Origin of the sequence: Janthinobacterium sp. P210005, from assembly GCF_036231865.1 — a bacterium.
Lineage (GTDB): Bacteria > Pseudomonadota > Gammaproteobacteria > Burkholderiales > Burkholderiaceae_D > Janthinobacterium > Janthinobacterium kumbetense.
The window spans coordinates 268,381-286,932 of the sequence record NZ_JAZARC010000004.1; the positions used below are offsets into that span (position 1 = coordinate 268,381).

General features: G+C 61.1%; 19 protein-coding genes. 3 read left to right on the top strand and 16 right to left on the bottom strand.

The features are described 5' to 3' along the window. Positions 1 to 36: 36 nt before the first annotated feature. The gene (locus tag VPH40_RS17870; protein WP_328574095.1) at positions 37 to 1,158 is read right to left on the bottom strand and encodes an acyltransferase family protein; all 1,122 of its coding nucleotides are present in this window, start codon (positions 1,156 to 1,158) and stop codon (positions 37 to 39) included. A gap of 255 nt (positions 1,159 to 1,413) precedes the next feature. Continuing rightward, complete coding sequence (locus VPH40_RS17875) at positions 1,414 to 4,077, bottom strand: TonB-dependent receptor (RefSeq protein ID WP_099665205.1); 2,664 nt, start codon at positions 4,075 to 4,077, stop codon at positions 1,414 to 1,416. A 388-nt stretch (positions 4,078 to 4,465) separates the two neighbouring features. Here VPH40_RS17875 and VPH40_RS17880 point away from each other — a divergent pair, with 388 nt between their 5' ends. Next, positions 4,466 to 5,206 carry a GntR family transcriptional regulator gene (locus VPH40_RS17880; protein ID WP_328574096.1) on the top strand — a complete coding sequence of 247 codons (741 nt, stop codon included), beginning with the start codon at positions 4,466 to 4,468 and terminating at the stop codon, positions 5,204 to 5,206. Between the two features lie 193 nt (positions 5,207 to 5,399). On the opposite strand, the gene VPH40_RS17885 is transcribed toward VPH40_RS17880, so the two are convergent. From VPH40_RS17885 to rpsP, 10 genes are all read right to left on the bottom strand, one after another. Further along, positions 5,400 to 6,866 carry a nitrilase-related carbon-nitrogen hydrolase gene (locus tag VPH40_RS17885; protein WP_328574097.1) on the bottom strand — a complete coding sequence of 489 codons (1,467 nt, stop codon included), beginning with the start codon at positions 6,864 to 6,866 and terminating at the stop codon, positions 5,400 to 5,402. After that, a complete protein-coding gene (locus VPH40_RS17890) occupies positions 6,863 to 7,681 on the bottom strand; it encodes an AraC family transcriptional regulator (RefSeq protein ID WP_328574098.1) in 819 nt (272 codons plus the stop codon). The genes VPH40_RS17885 and VPH40_RS17890 overlap by 4 nt, the downstream gene beginning before the upstream one ends. 78 nt (positions 7,682 to 7,759) lie before the next feature. Then, a complete protein-coding gene (locus tag VPH40_RS17895) occupies positions 7,760 to 8,209 on the bottom strand; it encodes a CBS domain-containing protein (RefSeq protein WP_035825422.1) in 450 nt (149 codons plus the stop codon). Between the two features lie 81 nt (positions 8,210 to 8,290). Further along, entirely contained in the window at positions 8,291 to 8,626 is a 336-nt protein-coding gene (locus VPH40_RS17900) for a DUF3579 domain-containing protein (protein ID WP_029496213.1), read from the bottom strand. A gap of 225 nt (positions 8,627 to 8,851) precedes the next feature. After that, the gene (locus VPH40_RS17905) at positions 8,852 to 9,811 is read right to left on the bottom strand and encodes a CobD/CbiB family protein (RefSeq protein WP_099665209.1); all 960 of its coding nucleotides are present in this window, start codon (positions 9,809 to 9,811) and stop codon (positions 8,852 to 8,854) included. A gap of 97 nt (positions 9,812 to 9,908) precedes the next feature. Beyond that, entirely contained in the window at positions 9,909 to 10,568 is a 660-nt protein-coding gene (locus tag VPH40_RS17910; protein WP_328574099.1) for a CoA pyrophosphatase, read from the bottom strand. A 78-nt stretch (positions 10,569 to 10,646) separates the two neighbouring features. Further along, a complete protein-coding gene (gene rplS / locus VPH40_RS17915; protein WP_035825414.1) occupies positions 10,647 to 11,030 on the bottom strand; it encodes a 50S ribosomal protein L19 in 384 nt (127 codons plus the stop codon). A gap of 134 nt (positions 11,031 to 11,164) precedes the next feature. After that, complete coding sequence (gene trmD, locus VPH40_RS17920; RefSeq protein ID WP_099665211.1) at positions 11,165 to 11,911, bottom strand: tRNA (guanosine(37)-N1)-methyltransferase TrmD; 747 nt, start codon at positions 11,909 to 11,911, stop codon at positions 11,165 to 11,167. Positions 11,912 to 11,961: 50 nt separating this feature from the next. Further along, on the bottom strand, positions 11,962 to 12,519 hold the full coding sequence (gene rimM, locus VPH40_RS17925) for a ribosome maturation factor RimM (RefSeq protein ID WP_328574100.1): 558 nt from the start codon (positions 12,517 to 12,519) through the stop codon (positions 11,962 to 11,964). 13 nt (positions 12,520 to 12,532) lie between these two features. Continuing rightward, positions 12,533 to 12,784 (bottom strand): 30S ribosomal protein S16, encoded by a 252-nt coding sequence (gene rpsP, locus VPH40_RS17930; protein ID WP_010395524.1) that lies wholly within the window; start codon positions 12,782 to 12,784, stop codon positions 12,533 to 12,535. A gap of 288 nt (positions 12,785 to 13,072) precedes the next feature. Between rpsP and VPH40_RS17935 the strand changes: the two genes are divergently transcribed. Both VPH40_RS17935 and VPH40_RS17940 read left to right on the top strand, forming a co-directional pair. Further along, a complete protein-coding gene (locus VPH40_RS17935) occupies positions 13,073 to 13,507 on the top strand; it encodes an NINE protein (RefSeq protein WP_305056856.1) in 435 nt (144 codons plus the stop codon). A 136-nt stretch (positions 13,508 to 13,643) separates the two neighbouring features. Next, positions 13,644 to 14,270: a glycine zipper 2TM domain-containing protein gene (locus VPH40_RS17940; RefSeq protein ID WP_328574101.1), complete on the top strand. Its 627-nt coding sequence runs from the start codon at positions 13,644 to 13,646 to the stop codon at positions 14,268 to 14,270. A gap of 88 nt (positions 14,271 to 14,358) precedes the next feature. Here VPH40_RS17940 and VPH40_RS17945 read toward each other — a convergent pair whose 3' ends face one another. The 4 genes from VPH40_RS17945 to VPH40_RS17960 all read right to left on the bottom strand — a co-directional run bounded on the left by VPH40_RS17945 (position 14,359) and on the right by VPH40_RS17960 (position 18,448). Continuing rightward, a complete protein-coding gene (locus VPH40_RS17945) occupies positions 14,359 to 16,149 on the bottom strand; it encodes an acyl-CoA dehydrogenase (RefSeq protein WP_328574102.1) in 1,791 nt (596 codons plus the stop codon). A 92-nt stretch (positions 16,150 to 16,241) separates the two neighbouring features. Further along, entirely contained in the window at positions 16,242 to 17,174 is a 933-nt protein-coding gene (locus VPH40_RS17950) for an electron transfer flavoprotein subunit alpha/FixB family protein (protein WP_077400542.1), read from the bottom strand. A 40-nt stretch (positions 17,175 to 17,214) separates the two neighbouring features. Continuing rightward, positions 17,215 to 17,964 (bottom strand): electron transfer flavoprotein subunit beta/FixA family protein, encoded by a 750-nt coding sequence (locus VPH40_RS17955; RefSeq protein ID WP_034759884.1) that lies wholly within the window; start codon positions 17,962 to 17,964, stop codon positions 17,215 to 17,217. A gap of 256 nt (positions 17,965 to 18,220) precedes the next feature. Continuing rightward, positions 18,221 to 18,448, bottom strand: a complete 228-nt coding sequence (locus tag VPH40_RS17960) for a sulfurtransferase TusA family protein (protein WP_010395510.1) — start codon at positions 18,446 to 18,448, stop codon at positions 18,221 to 18,223. Positions 18,449 to 18,552: the final 104 nt, after the last annotated feature.

The following is an 18,552-nucleotide window of genomic DNA, read 5'->3' on the forward strand; positions in this document are numbered from 1 at the left end:
CCGCCCAAGCCACACGGCATGGGCTGACGTCAAGTTTCAGACCTTGATATAGATCTTGCGCTTGTCCATCGCGTAGGCGATCAGCCAGCACAGCAACATGAAGCTGACGGCAAACAGCATGGATCCCACGCGCGCCGGCGCCCAGCCCGTAAACCACTGCTGGTACAGCCACTGGTACAGGTTGACGCCACCGATGCGCACGGTAAACGCGACAATCACCAGCACTTCCGACACCAGGTAGATGAACAGGGTGTTCTTGCCGAAGACTTCAAAGAAGTAGGTCCAGCCCGTCATTTGACGCACGTCAATGATGAACATCAGCAGCGCCAGCAGCAGCAAGTCCAGGCCGATGCCCAGCATCACGTAAGAGCTGCTCCACAGCTTCTTGTTAATCGGAAACACTTCATTCCAGCACAAAGCCACCGCCACGCAAATGGCGCCGGCCACGGCCAGCTGATACAAGCTGGAGCGCAGCCGCGCCGGCGCAGCCTGGCGCAAGAAACTGCCCGCCAGGTAGCCGGCGATCACATTGACGATAGCCGGCAAGGTGCCGAGGACGCTTTCCGGATCGAAGGCGATGCCTTCGCCGTGGTACAGGTGGCTGTCGCCCAGCAGGATCAGGTCCAGCTTGGCCGGCGCATTGCCGTGCAAGCTGTAGTCGCCAAAGCATGCCAGGATGGCCCAGTAGCCGAGCAAGGCGCAGGCGCTGAAGGCCAGCGCGCCCCGCGTCTTCCAGTAATGCAGGATCAGCGCGGCGGCCAGGTAGCATACGGCGATGCGCTGCAGCACGCCGGGGATGCGCGTGTGCGACAGGGGCGACCAGGCGAACTGGCCCGCGTCGTCGATCTTGAAGAAAGGGAACCAGTACAGCAGGAAGCCCAGTAAAAAGATCAGCGCGCTGCGCTTGCACAGCTTGGCCAGCACAGCGCCATGGCCCAGGTTTTCATACTTGCCCAACGCAAAGGCCAAGGCATTGCCGACGACAAACAAAAAGCTGGGAAAGACCAGGTCCGTCAGAGTAAAACCATGCCATTCGGCATGCAGGAACGGGGCGTACACGCTGTCCCAGTCGCCGGGTGTATTGACGACGATCATCAGGGCCACGGTCAGGCCGCGCAAGACATCGAGAGCGAGGTAGCGTTGAGGTGCAATAGTCATGATCAAACAAATCCAAATGAGAAAAACCGCCTTCCTGCTTGCGGCAAGGAGGCGGCAAAAAACCTTGCGCCGCAGGATACAAGCTTGGCAGCGCAAGTCATGCTGGCAACCGGCGGGGACAGCCCAGGCATGAACAAGCCAGAAGCCGCCCAGCCGGTGAGCGCAAAAAAAAAGCAAGCCCCTGAAGCAGGAACTTGCTTGAAAGACCGAGGAAGACCTGGCCTGACGCGGACGCATCAGGCCTGATCGTCTTGCTTACAGCTTGCCGCGCAAGCCCAGGTAGAAAGTACGGCCATTGCTATAGAAAGCGCGTGGCTGTTCCTTGTTTTCGGCGTACATCTTGATGGTTTCATTGGTCAGGTTAAGCGCATCGAACGTGATCGTGAAGTGTTCGTTGATCTTGTAGTTGAGCGAACCGGCCAAAGAGCTGCTGTCGTCGACGTGCTGGCTGGCGCCACGGTCCACGCCGGCCTTGTAAGCCGAGCGATAGTTATAGGCCAGGCGCGCGCTAAAACCATGTGCTTCATAGAAAGCGGTCAGGTTATAGGTATTTTTTGATGCATTCAGCAGTTCACTGCCATCGTTCAACTTGCCATCGGCATAGGTGTAATTGGCCAGGACGCCGAAATCACCCAGCACCGGTTGCTGGTAGCTCAACTCGACACCCTTGTTCTTGCCCTTGGTATTGAAAGACTCGGTAATTTGATACAGGTTGTTAGCGCCGACCTTGGTGTTGAAATAGGTCGCATTGACGTTGCGCTGTGCCACGATCGAGTTCAAATCCATGTAGAAAATACCGGCCGACACCGCCGATTTCGGTGCGAAATACCACTCGGCACTGACTTCGGCATTATTCGAGCGCACCGGATTGAGATTCACATTCCCCTTGGTGCCGCTGATGGTATCGTCATTCAGCGCAACAGCGCCACCCAATGCGCTATAGTCGGGACGCGCAATGGTCTTTGCCAAGGCTGCGCGAACGACGATATCGCGGTTGACATCAAACTTGATGTTGGCGCTAGGCAGGAAGTCATTGTAGCTGCGCTCGTAGGTGTTTTGCGAGTAATCGCCAAATGCCGTGGAGAGCGGGCCACCGCTGGAGTTGACCGTCGTCGTTTGCTTGGTGTGCACGGCACGCACGCCGAAGTTACCACTCCAGTTATCGCCAGCCACATTGGCCATGCCATACACGGCCTGGGTTTTTTCTTGCAGTTTGAACTCATCCTTCCAGTTATGGCGCACCACGCGGTCTACGTTGCGGTTGCCTGGCACGGCACCCCAATTGGCCAGCGCCTGGCCATCGTACAGGAAGTAATTGTTTGGCACGTTTCCACCCAAATTGTTACCATAATTGCCTGGGAACATGGTGCCATTCCAGACGGGACCTGGATTGATAAAACCTAACTTGCCAGGGCCGGCTTCATACGGGTGCTCGGCGCTACGTTTATGATCAGTGAAGCGTGCGCCAAACTTGATGGAATCCCAAATGCCGCTCGACAGGCGCAATTCGCCATCGATCTGCGTGTAGAGTTCCTTGTCGACCGATTGCGATTCGCCGCCGCCGATCCAGCCGGTTCCCTGTGGCGAGGAAGTATTACCACCTGGATAGGAAACGGTCGCCGGGTTCATGCCGTTGAGTGCATACGCCATGCCGCCATTGACATTGTTTTGATAATAAACATCGTCGCGGTCGTAACCCACGCCGTGGGTCTTGCCCAGCTTCCCGGTAAAGGTCAGGTCCTTGCTCGCGCGGTACTTGAAATTGAAATCGAGATAGTACGTCTCGCCGCCGGCATCGGGACGGTAGGCATTGTCTACTTCCCCAGCATTGGAGGCGAACGTAGCGCCGACCAAGGTACCGTTCTTGACGGTGTAATTCGTCGGAACAAGGTTCGAACGATCCGCACGGACCGAATTGCCGGGCGCTGCCAGGAAATTGGTATTCTGGTTAGGCGCCTTCAACTGGGAGTAGAAGCCGTTAAAGTCCAGGGTCAAGTCTTTGTTGGGCTTGAATTCGACGTCAAACGCGCCGCCTTCACGCGTTTTCTTTTGGGTGAAATAGCTCGCGCCAATAAACGTAGGCACCCGCACGCCGACCAAGGACGGATCGGCCTTGGCCGCCGCGCTATCCGCAGTGATGCTGGTGTAGCCCAGGATTTCCTGGCCATCGCGGCGTACCGACGTCTTTTGCGAGAATCCCTGCAGCATGACGCCCAGGGTATTGGTATCATTTTTCCAGTTCACCAAACCGGAGAATTGCGGCTCTGTTTTGCTGGACAGGTCGTTGTAGACAGCCTGGATCGAACCTTCGGCCGTGATCTGATTCTTGAATTCCAACGGACGGCGCGTAATCACATCGATCGCACCGGACACGCCGCCTTCCACCAGATCAGCGGTGGCGCTCTTTTTCACCACTACCGAGCTCACCAGCTCGGACGGCAGCAAGGAGAAGCTGCTGCTGCGGCCCACGTTGCCACCGTATTGATTCAAGACAAACCAGTCGCCCGTGCTGATGGCATGGCCGTTGAACAGGGTTTGCTGCAGGCTGGGGCTGGTGCCGCGCAGGCTGACGCGGTCGTTTTCGCCGAAGCCGCCTTCACCACCGGCCGACGATTGGGTATTCACACCTGGCAGGCGCTGGATCGCGTCAGCCACGTTACGGTCAGGCATCTTGCCGATATCTTCGGCCGTCACCACTTCCACCACGGAATCCGCATTGCGTTTTTGCTTCAGCGACTTTTCCAGCGAGGCACGCACGCCGGTCACGGTGACGGTCGTCACGTCGTCGGCGGGTGCTTCTTGCGCCTGCGCCGAAAAAGCCAGACCAGCGACCATCACGGCAACGGCCGCGGCGATCGGCGTACGGCTACGCGATCCGGATTTCACGACGGCAGCTGCAGGTGTCAAATTGCGTTTCATGTACTCCCCCTTGATTTAGGCTCCAGGATTGGAACCTTTTCATTTTTAACGTAGGTCTTCTTTCCAGCCCGCCCACTCACGCCGGCATGCTGCAGACCCTTCGGCACAACCACTTACAAAACCAATTCAACGCCAATATACTACTATCCAATACCAGAACACTACCAGTTGCAACTTTTTTTTTATAACGTTGTTTGAATCACACAGACCACTTTATCTAAATCAATCCGTAGCCCGTATGCGCGGCTTAAATACGGGGGAAGCCAGGCATAAATTGTTGGCCTGATAATTCAAATTGGTTTTATAACGGCCTTTTTTGGTATTATCCAGCGACACAAAACAGATACAGAGCGCGTCTGCAACGCGCCGTAACGGAGACCCTCAGCGTATGACAACCCTCGCTCACATCATGCAAGGCCTGGGGCAGACGAGTAGCCTGCCCCTGTACCAGCAACTGCAGCGCGCGCTGCGCGAAGCGATCGACAAGCGCATCCTCGGCCCCGAGGAAGCCTTGCCGGCCGAACGCCAGCTGGCCAGCGACCTGTCCGTTTCGCGCATCACCGTGCGCAAGGCCATCGATGGCCTCGTCAACGAAGGCTTGCTGGTGCGGCGCCCCGGCTCGGGCAATTTCATCAATACGCGCATCGAGAAAAACTTCGCCAAGCTGACCTCGTTTTCCGAGGACATGCGCGCGCGCGGACGCACGCCCCGCAGCGTGTGGCTCAAGCGCGCAGAAGGCACCGTCACGCCGGAAGAAGCCTTGCGCCTGCGGCTGTCGCCGGGCGCGCCCGTGTACCGCTTCCACCGCATCCGCTATGCGGACGAGGTGCCGATGTGCCTGGAGTACGCGACCATCGTCGCCAGTTGCCTGCCGGCGCTCGACGCCGTCGACGTGTCCATGTATGACGCGCTGGAACAGGCGGGCAACCGGCCCGTGCGCGCCTTGCAGCGCCTCAGCGCGCTTTTATTGACGGGGGAGCAGGCCAGCCTGCTGCAGGCGGAGGAAGGCGACGCGGGCTTGTCGGTGGAAAGGCTGGGCTTTTTGCGCGATGGCCGCGCCGTGGAATTTTGCCGCTCCTACTTCCGCGGCGATATGTATGACTTCGTGGCCGAATTAAGTACCAATTAATACCGGATGCGCGAATTTCTCAATACCAGATAACACCACTTATTGCAGTGCAATATATATGCCGGCATCGCGCCTATAATATGCACGGCAATGGTGCAATTATCGGCGGCGATTATGTGGCCGCCCGCGCAGAATATAAAAGAAGACCGTGCAATACGGTTTTGCGCATTGCAACAAAACGCGGCGTTATGCGTCAAACGGCGGGCGCGGCGCGACGGCCCGCGCCCAGCAGGATCACGCCCAGCGCCACGCACAGCCAGCCGAACAGCGGCCCCAGCCAACTGGACCAGGTGGCCACGGGCCGCGCTGCCGGCAGCGGCGCCAGCAAGGTGCTGCCCGGCATGGCGCTGCTGGCCCGCTCCGCCAGCACGTTCCCATACGCATCGCTGACCGTCAGCACGCCCTCGCGCGCCGCGCGCAGCACCGCATAACCGTTTTCCACGCCGCGCACCGCGGTCATGCGCGCCCCCATCCAGGCATCGACCTGGAAATCCCAGGCCGGCACCAGCATCGTTTGCGCGCCGGCCACACCGTATGCCCGCCCCAGGGGCGCAAAATGCATGTCCTTGCAAATGGCCAGCCCCATGGCCTGCCCCGCCACCGGCTGCACGGCATACGCGCTGCCAGCAAGAAACTCGCGCTCGGGCGGCGCCAGATGATGTTTTTGATAGCTGACAGGCGCGGCGCCATCGGGCGCGAACAGCCAGGCCAGGTTGCGCCGGCCGGCAGCGTCCTGCACGCCGATACCCAGGATAATCCACGCGCCCGTGCTGCGCGCCAGCGCCTGGAAACGTTGCCGCACGGCGTCCGCCTGCGCAGGGGCCAGCACGGCTATCTTTTCCGGCAACAGCACCAGCGTGGCGCCCTGCCCGGCCAGTTGCCCGACATGGCGCGCGTACTGGTCCCAGACGGCTTGCGCGCGCGCCGGCGGCGTGGCCGGACCGATAAAGTCATCGATGGCCACCAGTCCCGCCAGCGGCCCGCCAGGCGCCGGCGCGCCAGAGTTTCCCTGCACGCGCCAGGCGCCGCCAGCGAACGCGGCCGCCAGAAGCAGCGCGGCCGCGCCCGCCGCTGGCGCATATGCGCGGCCGCCCGCCAGCAGCAAGGCCAGCGCGGATGGCGCCAGGCACAGCAAGAACAACAGGCCAGGCACGCCCGCCAGGGCCGCCACCTGCAGCACGGCAAGGTTATCCGCTTGCGAATACGCGAGGCTGCCCCAGTTACCATCGGGCAGCAAGGCCGCCATCGCCGTATCGATGGCCACCCACAGCACGGGATACGCCAGCACCGTCCAGCCGGAACGGTAGCGCAGCACGAGACGCCGCGTGGCCAGCACCACCAGCAGCCACAGCAGTGCCTTGACGAACATCACGGCCAGCACGGCCGGCAAGGGCATGAGCAGGCGAAAATAGGCAACGTTCGATGACAGGCCCAGCAGAGCGGCCAAAAACGTCATCCAGGCCGCATCGCGGCGCGACGAGCGCAGGGCCAGCCACAGTACGGGCAGCGGCGCGCACCAGGCCAACCAGCCCAGCGGCTGCGGCCCCAGCACCCAGTACAGGGGCAGGCCCGCCGCCAGCGCGGCGGCCGTTTGCAACAGGCGCTGGCGCAGCGCGGTGCCGCCGGCAGCCGGCGTAGTCAAGGTCGGGAACATGGTCATGCTTTCAAGGGAAGCCAGATTTCCACGCCGCCGCTGCCGCTGGCGGGATCGAAATGCTGGTCGTAGCGTTCAAAATCGGGCGCGTCGGCCACTTCCAGGCCGGATCGGGGCAACCATTCGTTCCACACCGTGTGCCAGGTGGCGCGGATGGTGGAAATGTGACCGCGGTGATGAAACACGGCATAGCGCCGCGGGGCGATGCGCAGCCGCGTCCAGCCGTCGGGGGCCTGGGAAAAGTCGTTCACGGGCATGGCGCACAGGTAATCGAAATTGCCCGCATCGTCATTGTTGCAGCACACGCCATACACGAGCTGGCCGGGCGCCGCATGGGGCAGGAAACGCTGCCACAGGGCGGGGATGCCGGCAACCGTTTCTGCGCGATAACGTTCGACGAGGCCCGCCACCAGCAAGGCGGGGCCCTGCTCGAAACGGGGTGCTTCCAGCGCCACGCCAGGCGCCACATCCAGTTTGATGGCCTCCACCAGCGCGAGGTTGGCGACATGGCGCTGGGCCCGCACCATTTCCGGCGTGCGCTGGAACTGCTCGCGGAAGGCCCGCGTAAATGCCTCGTGGGAACTGTAGCCAGCCTGCAGGGCGACGGCGAGGATGTCTTGCGCGCCCTGCGCCAGCGCGCGCGCCGCCTCGCTGAGCCGGCGCGCCCGCACATAGCGCATCACGGAGTGGCCCGTGGCCAGGCCAAACGCGCGCGTCAGGTGACACGGCGAGGCGCCGCCCACGTGGGCGATGTCGCCGAGCGAGATATTCTCCGCATAATGCGATTCGATATACCAGAGTGCCTTGGCCAGATAGTGCATGGACGCTTCCCGTTGAACGAGCTGCGACTGTAGCATTTTCAGGTCACGAGGATTTGACTGAAATTGCGCAATGCGGGCTTACTTTCTGGTGCGCTTTTCGTAAACCAGCTGGCCGCTGCTGATGCGCGCCAGCTCGGCCATTTCCTGGGCCAGGAAGGCGAGCAGGTCGTCGATGCTGACGACGCCGGAAAGCGCGCCCAGGCTGTTGACCACGGGCAGGCGGCGGATGCCGTTGACGCGCATGCGTTCGATGATGTCGTAGACGTCTTCGTCTTCGCTGGCCGTGAGCAGTTGCGCGCTCATGATGTCGCCCACCAGCAGGCTGGCGGGGTCGAGGCCCAGGGCGATGACGGAAATGACGATGTCGCGGTCGGTGAGGATGCCGATGGGAACGCGCTCGCCGTTCGGCTGTTCGGCCACGATCAGGTCGCCCACGTGGTGCTGGCGCATCAGCAGCGCCGCGTCTTGCACGCTGGTGTCACGCTGGCAATGGATGGTGTGCAGGGTACAGATGTCGCCGATGCGCATGTCGCCACTCCGTTTGAGGCAGAGTGTCCACGCTACGCCAGCCCACCGTGGCGGGCTTGAGGCAAATCAATGGAGCGGTACTTACTTTTCTTCGGGGGGCGGCAGGAAGCAGGCTTCGACGATTTGCAGGTCGTTATCCTTGGCAAATTCGCGCACGAAGTGAAACGCCATCGGCTCGATCTCGCGCAACTTCGTGTTGACGACCACCGACTTGACGCCATTGACGACGGTCGGGCGCACGTAGGGCGAATACTGGAGGTGCGCATTGCGCCCGCCGCCTTCGGGATTGAAACAGGACATCACTCCGCAAAGGCGCTCGGCCCAATCGCTGGGTCGGAATTGCTTGCCATTGCTGGTGAGACCAAGGATGAAGAACTCGTCTGAGAGTTCCCCTGTTTTTTGAGATAACTCGGCCATGTGGCTTGTCGGGACTGGATTGCGTGAATGGCCCCGGCGGGTAAGCCGGGCTGGTAATTCAACTACGTTTGCTGCGGTAAGCCAGTATTATATCTTATAGAAGACTTGGGTTCTACCTCGATCTGCCCTGACGATGCAAACAGGGGCCGGCACGCGTAACGCGCCAGCCCCTATTTTAACCTTGTTCCACGCGCCAGGCGCATGGATGGCGCGTGTGCGCCCGCGTCAGCCGAGGAAAACGGCGCCCGACATCAACAACAGCAGCAGCATCCACAACAGCAAGGCGCGCCAGACGAGGCCCACCGTGCTCTGCAATGCGCGTGCGCCCGGCTCTTCGCCCGGCAGGATATCGCTTTCGCTGTCGCTGTCATCGACGGCCATGTCGGGCGTGACGACCACGCGGGCCGCCGTTTCCGCCGGCGTGCCCAGGCGCACGCCCATGGCGCCGCCGCCGGCCGTCAGGATGATGCCGATGGCCTCGTCCTGCCAGCGCTGGGCGAAATTGCGCCAGGCGTAGATGGCATCCTCGAAATTGCCGACCACGGCAAACGCCACGGCCGTCAGGCGCACGGGAATCCAGTCGATCAGGTAAAAGGCGCGCGCGGCGAACTGGCCGAACGCTTCATTGCGCATGTGCTCGGGCTCGTTCCAGGCGCGCGCCAGGTATTCGGCCACGCGGTACATCACGGCGCAGGCAGGGCCCAGCGGCATGAGGAACCAGAAGAACACGCCAAACACATTGCGATGCGTGGTGATCAGGGCTTTTTCCACGGCGATGCGGGCGATTTCGCTCGCTTCCATGCCTACCGTGTCGAGCTTGGTCCACTCGGCCAGCAAGGTCCGCGCGGACGCCTCGTCGCCGGCGCTCAGGGCCAGCTGGATCGACGTGAAGTAATGGCTGTAATGGCGAAAACCCAATGTCAGGTAGACGATGAGGACATTCCAGACGAAGGCCAGGGGGGTCAGCTGGTAATGCCGCAAGAGCCAGTACACGCCGGCCGTCGGCACCATCAGCACGCCGATCATGAGGAACCAGCCCATGCGGCCGTGGTTGGCGTGGCCGGCATTGAACCAGGTCTCCATGCGCATTGCCAGGCTCTTGATTTCGGCGTAGATCGGATTGTCCGCGCGCAAAGGTTTGAGCTGCTCGATCAGCAATGCGCAAAGTATGGAGAGAAATGTCATCAATGGTCCTTTTTGTCTTTTTCAGCAATACCGCAATGCCCGCTACGATAGCGCAGTGCAGTGCTGGAATCAAACTTATTACGTGCGGGGTGCCATTTTACGCGCGCAAGAGGTGAAACAGATTGCGCAGCATGCCGGCGGTGGCGCCCCAGATGTAGAAGCGCTCGTAGGGCATGGCGTAGAACGAGCGCCGTCCGCCGGGCAATTCCACGGACAGGCGCTGGTGGTTGAGGCCATCCATGAGGAAGGCCAGCGGCACTTCGAAGATTTCCGCCACTTCCGACGGGTCGGCGCGCAGCTCGAACGGCGGCGTCACCAGGCCCACCACGGGCGTGACCTGGTAACCGGTGCCCGTCAGGTAGTCGGGCAGGCAGCCCAGCACTTCAATGTGTTCGCGCGCCAGGCCCACTTCTTCTTCCGTTTCGCGCAGGGCCGTGGCCACGGGCGAACCGTCGAACGGTTCGCTGCGCCCGCCGGGAAAGCTGACCTGGCCCGCATGGCTGCTCAGGTGGTCCGTGCGCATGGTCAGCAAGATGGTCAAGCCCTGTGGCCGTTGCACCAGCGGAATGAGCACGGCGGCGCGCACGGGCACGGCGCGGGCGGACAGGAAATCCTGGGTAATCTCGGGCTGCCAGTCTGGCTGTTCGGCCAGGCGCCGGCGCAGCCAGTCCGGCGTCAGGCGTTCGGCGTCCAGCGCCGCCTCGCCGGCGATCGAATCGATGGCGAGTTGTTTGGGATCAAATGCGATGGTGGCCATGGCAGCTTGCCTCAATAGCAATTCAGAATAAAAAAGGGGCGCCGAGAGGCACCCCTTTTCCCAACGCAGACGCTGATATTACGCGCTTGCTTTCGCCACAACGCGGCGATTTGGCAATTTTTCTTTGATACGCGCCGATTTACCCGAACGCTCACGCAGATAGTACAGCTTGGCGCGGCGAACATCACCACGGCGTTTCACTTCGATCGAAGCGATCAGCGGCGAGTACAGTTGGAACGTACGCTCAACGCCTTCGCCGGACGAGATCTTGCGAACGATGAAGTTCGAGTTCAGGCCACGGTTACGACGGGAGATAACGACGCCTTCGTAAGCCTGGGCGCGCTTGCGCGTACCTTCGACTACGTTGACGCTGACGATAACGGTATCGCCTGGTGCGAAGTCAGGAATCGATTTACCCAGACGGGCGATCTCTTCTTGCTCTAATTGTTGAATCAAGTCCATTTTTATAACTCCGAAAACCATCATGCCGGCGCACTGTGGATAGCGTGCTATCCGCCCGGTAGAGGATGGGTATTACCAATTTGGGCAACATGCCCGGCACTGCAAAGCCACCCTGCTGGCCGTCCGAGAACGGCTTACAGGCTGGCCAGGAATTTTTCGTCGGTCTTGCTGAGCAAGCCGGCGGCGCGCGCACTGACCAGCAGGTCAGGCCGCTTTGTCGCGGTCGCTTCCAGCATGCGCTGGCGGCGCCACTTGACGATCTCGGCATGATTGCCCCCCATCAAGACGGGCGGCACGGCCATGCCTTCATAGCTTTCCGGCCGCGTGTAGTGCGGCGAATCGAGCAAGCCATTGACGAAGCTGTCCTCGATGGCCGATGCCTCGGTGTTCAAGACACCCGGCAACAGGCGGATCACCGCATCCATCAGCGCCATGGCGGGCAGCTCACCGCCCGACAGGACAAAGTCGCCGACGCTGATTTCTTCGTCGACGCAACGGTCCAGCAAACGCTGGTCCACGGCTTCATAGCGGCCGCACAGGATCACCAAACCGGGTTCGGCTTTCAACTGCGTGACGCGCTCGTGCGTCAGCGGACGGCCTTGCGGCGACATGAACACCACGCGGGGCGCCGCCAGGCCAAGATCGGTCTGACGTTGCTTCGCGGCATTAATTGTCGCTTCGAGGGGACGGGCCATCATCACCATGCCGGGGCCGCCGCCATACGGGCGGTCATCCACGGTACGGTGATTGTCGGTGGTGAAATCGCGGGGATTCCACAGCGACAAGCCACATTTCCCCTGCTCGAAGGCGCGCCGGGTCACACCCGACTGCGTCAGCGCGGCAAACATTTCCGGGAACAGGGTCACGACATCAAATTGCATCGTTCACCATCCTGCAAAGTTTGCCCGGCGCAAAGTTAAGCGCAGGCGGTTTAATAATCGAGGCCCCAGTCGACCGTGATCTTGCTGGCAGCCTTGTCAACGTTAATGACAAACTGGCCAACAAACGGGATCAGGCGCTCAGGCGCCTTTTCAACGGTCTCATCGGCAGTGACCACGGGCGTAACGCGCAAGATCGACTGCGGACCATTGCTCATCATGTCGTGCACTGTGCCGAGGCACTCGCCTTGCAAATTCTCGACTGTCAGTCCGATCAGATCGGACCAATAAAATTCATCGGCCGACAGCGTCGGGAAATGGCTACGCGGAATTTGCACAGAGACGCCTTTCAGCGCTTCTGCGGCATCCCGCCCGACCACACCCACCAGCTGGGCCACGACGTCGCCGCCGTGTAACTTCGCTTGCCTGACTTGAACATCATGCAAGGTCGGTTTATCAAACCACCAGGTTTTGACGCTTAATAATGCATCCGCGTCGTCGGAGAAAGGAGTGATCCTGACCCCGCCAGCAATGCCATAAGCACCGGAGACATAGCCTACCTGTACCAGGTCATCGGGGACTTTCACCCCGGATGCAGTCTTGACCGTCAAACCAGTGATCTAATTAAGCTGCTGCTTTGTTGTTGCTAGCTACCAGGCGAGCAACGGTTGGCGACAATTGTGCGCCAACGCCTTGCCAGTAGGCCAGACGGTCTGCGGTGATACGCAGTGGAACTTCGCCACCTTGCGCCATCGGGTTGTAAAAACCGATACGCTCAATGAAGCGACCATCGCGGCGATTGCGCGAGTCAGTAGCGACGATGTTGAAGAACGGGCGCTTCTTGGCGCCTCCACGAGCTAAACGAATAACGACCATAATATTTCCAAAAAGTGTGCTGAGGCGGAAAAAGCCGCAAATTATAGCGCGCTTTACCGCCAGGCAGCAAGCGTTATGATGACGGGCGTGTAATTTGGGCTAATCAAACATTATGACCAGTCATGGCCGAAGACGCAATAGGCGCGTGCGTCTATCGTGCCTGCCATGCCACGTCCAGGCGTTGATATTGCACGACAGCATCGCCTGAACGCCGCCTGAAAGTGCTATCGTTGCGGCAAGCAATGACCGATACTGGCAATCTTTACCGATGAGCAACTCTGGAGTCCCATGACCACCGCTACCATTTTGCAACAGTCGCACAAGAACAAGGCCTTCACGACACTGCTGGCCTTCCTGCTGGGCATGCTGGGCGCCCACCGCTTCTACCTGCACGGCGCCAAGGACCGCTGGGGCTGGCTACACCTGGCCGCCCTGCCCGCCTCGCTGCTGCTGCGCCAGCTGTTTCCCGAAGCGGACTGGTTTTACCAGATATTGCCGCTGACCCTGTCCGCCCTGGGCGGCTTCCTGGAAGCGCTGGTGCTGGGCCTGATGCCGGACGACAAGTGGGACGCGCGCTACAACGCCGCCTCCAGCCGCCAGTCGGACACGGGCTGGCCCCTGGCCGTGGTGCTGGTCGCTACCTTGATGCTAGGCGCGGGCGTGCTGATCGCCACCATGGCGCGCCTGTTCGACTTGCTGTACACAGGCGGCGCCTACGGTTAATTTCCACCCGGAAATAGCATCGGATCGCGCCTGCCGCACGCACATGTAAGTGTTGGTAAGCAATCATGATTTTCCTCTATACTGCATTCACAATGCCGACATTACTGGCACATTCAACACCCCCTAGGAGAAGATCATGATTCGTCGCCCACTCGTCCTTGCAGTCGCCGTCACGGCCCTGTTCAGCACCTCCGCCTTCGCGCAAAACCTGTCGCCGAAAGCGCAATACGCGTACGACACCAAGCAAGCCAACACGCGCTATGCGGACGACAAGAAACTGTGCGCAGAAGAAACCAGCTCGAAAGCCCGCATGCAATGCCTGCGCGACGCCAAGGGCGAATACGACCAGGCCATCATCAACGCCAAGGCCGCGCAAAAGGCGGGCAATTCGTATGCGGGCCAGAACAGCAAACCAGCCCAGCAACAGATCTGCGCCGAGTGCGGCAAGGTGCTGGCAGTCAACGTCGCTGAAAAAGCGGGCGAAGGCGGCGCGCTGGGCATGATCGGCGGCGGCGTGGCCGGCGCCCTGCTGGGCCGTCAGGTCGGCGGCGGACGCGGCAAGGACCTGGCCACCCTGGCCGGCGCCGCCGGCGGCGCTTTTGCCGGCAAGCAAGTCGAAGGCCACATGAAAAACAGCAAGGTGTGGACCGTTACCGTGCAGTACGAAACGGGCGCCAAGGCTGACTTCGCGTTTGACCAGGACCCTGGCCTGGCCGCTGGCGACCTGGTGCGCAATTCCGGCAACGGCATTGCCAGAAGATAAGCTTTTGAAAGAGTAAAAAAAAAAGCGCTGGAGAGTGATCTCCAGCGCTTTTTTGCATTAGGCCAGCTTGCGCCGGCCAAGTTTCAACTTAAAACTGCTCTTCCGACAAGGCCATCACGCCGGCGCTGCCATCGATGATAGTGGCGCGCAAGCCTGGCGCCTGTGACAGGATGTGGTCGGCAAAGAAGCGCGCCGTGGCGATCTTCGCCTTGTAGAACGAAGCGTCGCCGCTGCCCTCTCCCAGCTTTTGCTGCGCCACCACGGCCGCACGGGCCATTTGCCAGCCGCCCAGCACGATGCCGGCCAGTTTCAAATACGGCACGCTGCCCGCGAACACGGCCTTGATGTCCGTCTTCATGTTCGCCACCACATACTCGACTACCGCTTCGAGGGCCGCGCTGCCTTCGGCCAGGTGGCGCTGCATGGCCTGGAAGTCGGCGCCGGACAGTTCGCCCAGCTGGGCTTCCGTGGCGCGCACCTGGGCGATGATGGCTTTCGCCACGGCGCCGCCGTCGCGCACCGTCTTGCGGCCCACGAGGTCGTTCGCCTGGATGGCCGTCGTGCCTTCGTAAATGGTGAGAATCTTGGCGTCGCGGTAATGCTGGGCGGCGCCTGTTTCTTCGATGAAACCCATGCCGCCATGCACTTGCACGCCGTCGCGCGTGACGTCTTGCGACATTTCCGTGGCCCAACCCTTGATGACGGGCACCAGGTATTCATACGTCGCCAGGCTTTCCGCGCGCACGTCCGCGTCCGGATGGTGGTGCGCCACGTCGCTGATGGCCGCGCCCACGTAGGCCAGCGCGCGCGCCGCCTCCGTTTGCGAGCGCATCGACATCAGCATGCGGCGCACGTCCGGGTGGTGGATGATGGAGACGGGGCCCGGCGAGCCGGCCAGGTCGCGCGACTGCACGCGGTCCTTGGCGAACGCCACGGCTTGCTGATAGGCGCGCTCGGCCAGGCCGATGCCTTGCAAGCCCACGCCGAAGCGGGCCGCATTCATCATGATGAACATGTATTCGAGGCCGCGGTTTTCCTCGCCCACCAAGGTGCCGATGGCGCCGCCGTGGTCGCCGAACTGCAATACAGCCGTCGGGCTGGCCTTGATGCCCAGCTTGTGCTCGATGGACACGCAATGGGCGTCGTTGCGCGCGCCCAGGCTGCCGTCAAGATTGACGAGGAATTTCGGCACGATGAACAGGGAGATGCCTTTCACGCCGGCGGGCGCGTCCGGCGTGCGGGCCAGCACCAGGTGGACGATGTTTTCCGCCATGTCGTGTTCGCCGTACGTGATGAAAATCTTCGTGCCGAAGACTTTATACGTGCCATCGTCCTGCGGCACGGCGCGCGTGCGCACGGCGGCCAGGTCGGATCCCGCTTGCGGCTCCGTCAGGTTCATGGTGCCCGTCCACTTGCCCGACACCAAGTTTTCCAGATACACCGCCTTTTGCTCATCGCTGCCGGCCGTCAGCAGCGCTTCGATGGCGCCGTCCGACAGCAGGGCCACCAGGGCGAACGAGATGCTGGCCGAGTTGAGCATTTCGATGCAGGGCGTGGCCAGCAGCTTGGGCAAGCCCTGGCCGCCGAACTCCGTCGGGTGCTGCACGCCCTGCCAGCCCGCTTCGCCATACGCCTTGAACGCGTCCTTGAAACCTTTCGACGTCGTGACCTGCCCGTCGTGCCAGAAGCTCGGTTCCTTGTCGCTGGTGCCGTTCAAGGGGGCCACCACGCCGCCGCAGAACTTGGCGTTCTCTTCCAGCACGGCTTCCGCCGTGTCGGGCGTGGCGTCTTCGCAGCCGGGTAAGGTGTGGATTTCGGCCAGGCCGGCCAGTTCGTTCATCACGAACAACATGTCTTTCAGCGGGGCTTGATAGCTCATCTTCTTTTCTCCAAGAAAAAAGCCACGCGCGGCTCGCCGTGTGGGGCGGGCCGGCGTGGCTTTGTCAGTAACAAAACCGGAAGGGGTGTGACTTAACCCAGTTCTTTGACCAGTTGCGGCACGATCTCGAACAGATCGCCCACGATGCCGTAGTCGGCCACGGCAAAGATCGGCGCTTCCGGATCCTTGTTGATGGCGACGATGGTCTTCGAATCTTTCATGCCGGCCAGATGCTGGATCGCGCCCGAGATACCGACGGCGATGTACAGTGATGGCGCGACGATCTTGCCCGTCTGGCCCACTTGCCAGTCGTTCGGCACGAAGCCGGCGTCGACGGCGGCGCGCGAAGCACCCATGGCGGCGCCCAGCTTGTCGGCCAGCGGTTCCAGGATGTGGAAGTTTTCCGCCGAACCCATGCCACGGCCGCCCGACACGATGATTTTCGCGGCGGTCAGTTCAGGACGGTCGGACTTGGCCAGTTCGCGGCCCACGAAGGCGGACTTGCCCGCGTCGGCGACGGCGGCGACGGTTTCCGTGGCAGCCGAACCGCCGGTGGCGGCAGCGGCGTCGAAACCGGTGGTGCGCACGGTGATGACCTTGACCTTGTCGCCAGACTGCACGGTGGCAATGGCGTTACCGGCGTAGATCGGGCGCTCGAAGGTGTCCGGCGAATCGACCTTGGTGATTTCCGAGATTTGCGCCACGTCCAGCTTAGCGGCCACGCGCGGCAGGATGTTCTTGCCGTAGGCGGTGGCTGGCGCCAGGATGTGGCTGTAGTTGCCGGCGATGGCCAGCACTTGCTCGGCCACGTTTTCGGCCAGGCCGTCGGCGAAGTATGGCGCGTCGGCGACGATGACTTTCGTCACGCCGGCGATTTGCGCGGCGGCAGCGGCGGCGGCCGATGCGTTCGAGCCTGCGACGAGCACGTGCACGTCGCCGCCGCATTGGGCAGCCGCGGTCACGGTGTGGTGGGTGCTGCCCTTTAAGGTAGCGTTGTCGTGTTCAGCAATAACTAATGCGACCATGATATGTCCTGTAATTGTTCTGGGTAGACGGCAAAGCCGCTTAGATGACTTTGGCTTCGGTACGCAGCTTGGCGACCAGGGTAGCGACGTCCGGGACCTTGATGCCGGCCGAGCGCTTGGCTGGCTCGACGACTTTCAGGGTCTTCAGGCGTGGCGCAACATCGACGCCCAGGTCTTCCGGCTTGACGGTCTCGAGCGGCTTTTTCTTGGCCTTCATGATGTTCGGCAAGGTCACATAGCGTGGCTCGTTCAGGCGCAGGTCCGTGGTGATGATCGCTGGCAAGGTCAATGCCAGGGTTTCCAGGCCGCCATCGACTTCGCGCGTGACGGTGACTTTGCCGTCTTCCAGCACGACTTTCGAGGCGAACGTGGCTTGCGGCCAACCCAGCAGGGCTGCCAGCATCTGGCCGGTCTGGTTGCTGTCGTCATCGATGGCTTGCTTGCCCAGGATGATCAGTTGCGGCTGTTCTTTCTCGGCCAGGGACTTGACCAGCTTGGCCACGGCCAGCGGTTCCAGTTCAGTCGTCGTTTCCACCAGGATGCCGCGGTCGGCGCCGATGGCCATGGCCGTGCGCAGGGTTTCCTGGCACTGCGTCACGCCGCAGGAGATGGCGACCACTTCAGTGACCTTGCCGGCTTCTTTCAGGCGCATCGCTTCTTCCAGCGCGATCTCATCGAAAGGGTTCATCGACATTTTGACGTTGGCGGTATCGACGCCAGTGCCGTCACTCTTGACGCGGACTTTGACGTTATAGTCGACCACGCGTTTGACGGGTACCAAGACTTTCATAGCTATGCCTTTGGGAAATTATAAAAATGACGGATCAAGTGCTGATTGTGCGTTCGATTATAAGAGAAATTTGAATCTTGAACCGAATTTAAGCACGATCGTGCGATTTTTTGTTAGAGCAATCCATCTAAACTGTCCAGCTTTGAGGATTTCAGGGGAGTCCGCCGCTACGCTGCAAGGCAGCAAAAGGGCACGAAAGTGACGCACACGGCAGGGTATTCACCAGGCCGCGCCACGGCGGCCCCGGCTGGCAGAATTATTTGCGTTGCATCAGGAAGACGAATTCGGTACCCGTCTGCACATGCGACAGCAGGGCATTGCCCGTTTGCTTGGCAAAAGCCTGGAAGTCGCGCACGGAACCGGGATCGGTTGCCATGATGCGCAGCACTTCCCCGCTCTGCAGCTCTGACAAAGCCTTTTTCGCCTTCAGAATCGGCAAGGGGCAATTCAAGCCCCGCGCGTCGAGTTCTTTATGAAATTCCATAATCTCGGTATCAAGTAGTGTGTCGCTCATCATCAATATCCCGCCATTTTTGTTGTACTGATTTTCGACATACTACTCTAAATCAGGGGCATTGACGCGCTGCA

Excerpts from the sequence above, each read along its gene's own strand:
- VPH40_RS17870 (WP_328574095.1), bottom strand. The coding sequence starts at position 1,158 with ATGACTATTGCACCTCAACGCTACCTCGCTCTCGATGTCTTGCGCGGC.
- VPH40_RS17875 (WP_099665205.1), bottom strand. The coding sequence starts at position 4,077 with ATGAAACGCAATTTGACACCTGCAGCTGCCGTCGTGAAATCCGGATCG.
- VPH40_RS17880 (WP_328574096.1), top strand. The coding sequence starts at position 4,466 with ATGACAACCCTCGCTCACATCATGCAAGGCCTGGGGCAGACGAGTAGC.
- VPH40_RS17885 (WP_328574097.1), bottom strand. The coding sequence starts at position 6,866 with ATGACCATGTTCCCGACCTTGACTACGCCGGCTGCCGGCGGCACCGCG.
- VPH40_RS17890 (WP_328574098.1), bottom strand. The coding sequence starts at position 7,681 with ATGCACTATCTGGCCAAGGCACTCTGGTATATCGAATCGCATTATGCG.
- VPH40_RS17895 (WP_035825422.1), bottom strand. The coding sequence starts at position 8,209 with ATGCGCATCGGCGACATCTGTACCCTGCACACCATCCATTGCCAGCGT.
- VPH40_RS17900 (WP_029496213.1), bottom strand. The coding sequence starts at position 8,626 with ATGGCCGAGTTATCTCAAAAAACAGGGGAACTCTCAGACGAGTTCTTC.
- VPH40_RS17905 (WP_099665209.1), bottom strand. The coding sequence starts at position 9,811 with ATGACATTTCTCTCCATACTTTGCGCATTGCTGATCGAGCAGCTCAAA.
- VPH40_RS17910 (WP_328574099.1), bottom strand. The coding sequence starts at position 10,568 with ATGGCCACCATCGCATTTGATCCCAAACAACTCGCCATCGATTCGATC.
- rplS (WP_035825414.1), bottom strand. The coding sequence starts at position 11,030 with ATGGACTTGATTCAACAATTAGAGCAAGAAGAGATCGCCCGTCTGGGT.
- trmD (WP_099665211.1), bottom strand. The coding sequence starts at position 11,911 with ATGCAATTTGATGTCGTGACCCTGTTCCCGGAAATGTTTGCCGCGCTG.
- rpsP (WP_010395524.1), bottom strand. The coding sequence starts at position 12,784 with ATGGTCGTTATTCGTTTAGCTCGTGGAGGCGCCAAGAAGCGCCCGTTC.
- VPH40_RS17935 (WP_305056856.1), top strand. The coding sequence starts at position 13,073 with ATGACCACCGCTACCATTTTGCAACAGTCGCACAAGAACAAGGCCTTC.
- VPH40_RS17940 (WP_328574101.1), top strand. The coding sequence starts at position 13,644 with ATGATTCGTCGCCCACTCGTCCTTGCAGTCGCCGTCACGGCCCTGTTC.
- VPH40_RS17945 (WP_328574102.1), bottom strand. The coding sequence starts at position 16,149 with ATGAGCTATCAAGCCCCGCTGAAAGACATGTTGTTCGTGATGAACGAA.
- VPH40_RS17950 (WP_077400542.1), bottom strand. The coding sequence starts at position 17,174 with ATGGTCGCATTAGTTATTGCTGAACACGACAACGCTACCTTAAAGGGC.
- VPH40_RS17955 (WP_034759884.1), bottom strand. The coding sequence starts at position 17,964 with ATGAAAGTCTTGGTACCCGTCAAACGCGTGGTCGACTATAACGTCAAA.
- VPH40_RS17960 (WP_010395510.1), bottom strand. The coding sequence starts at position 18,448 with ATGGAATTTCATAAAGAACTCGACGCGCGGGGCTTGAATTGCCCCTTG.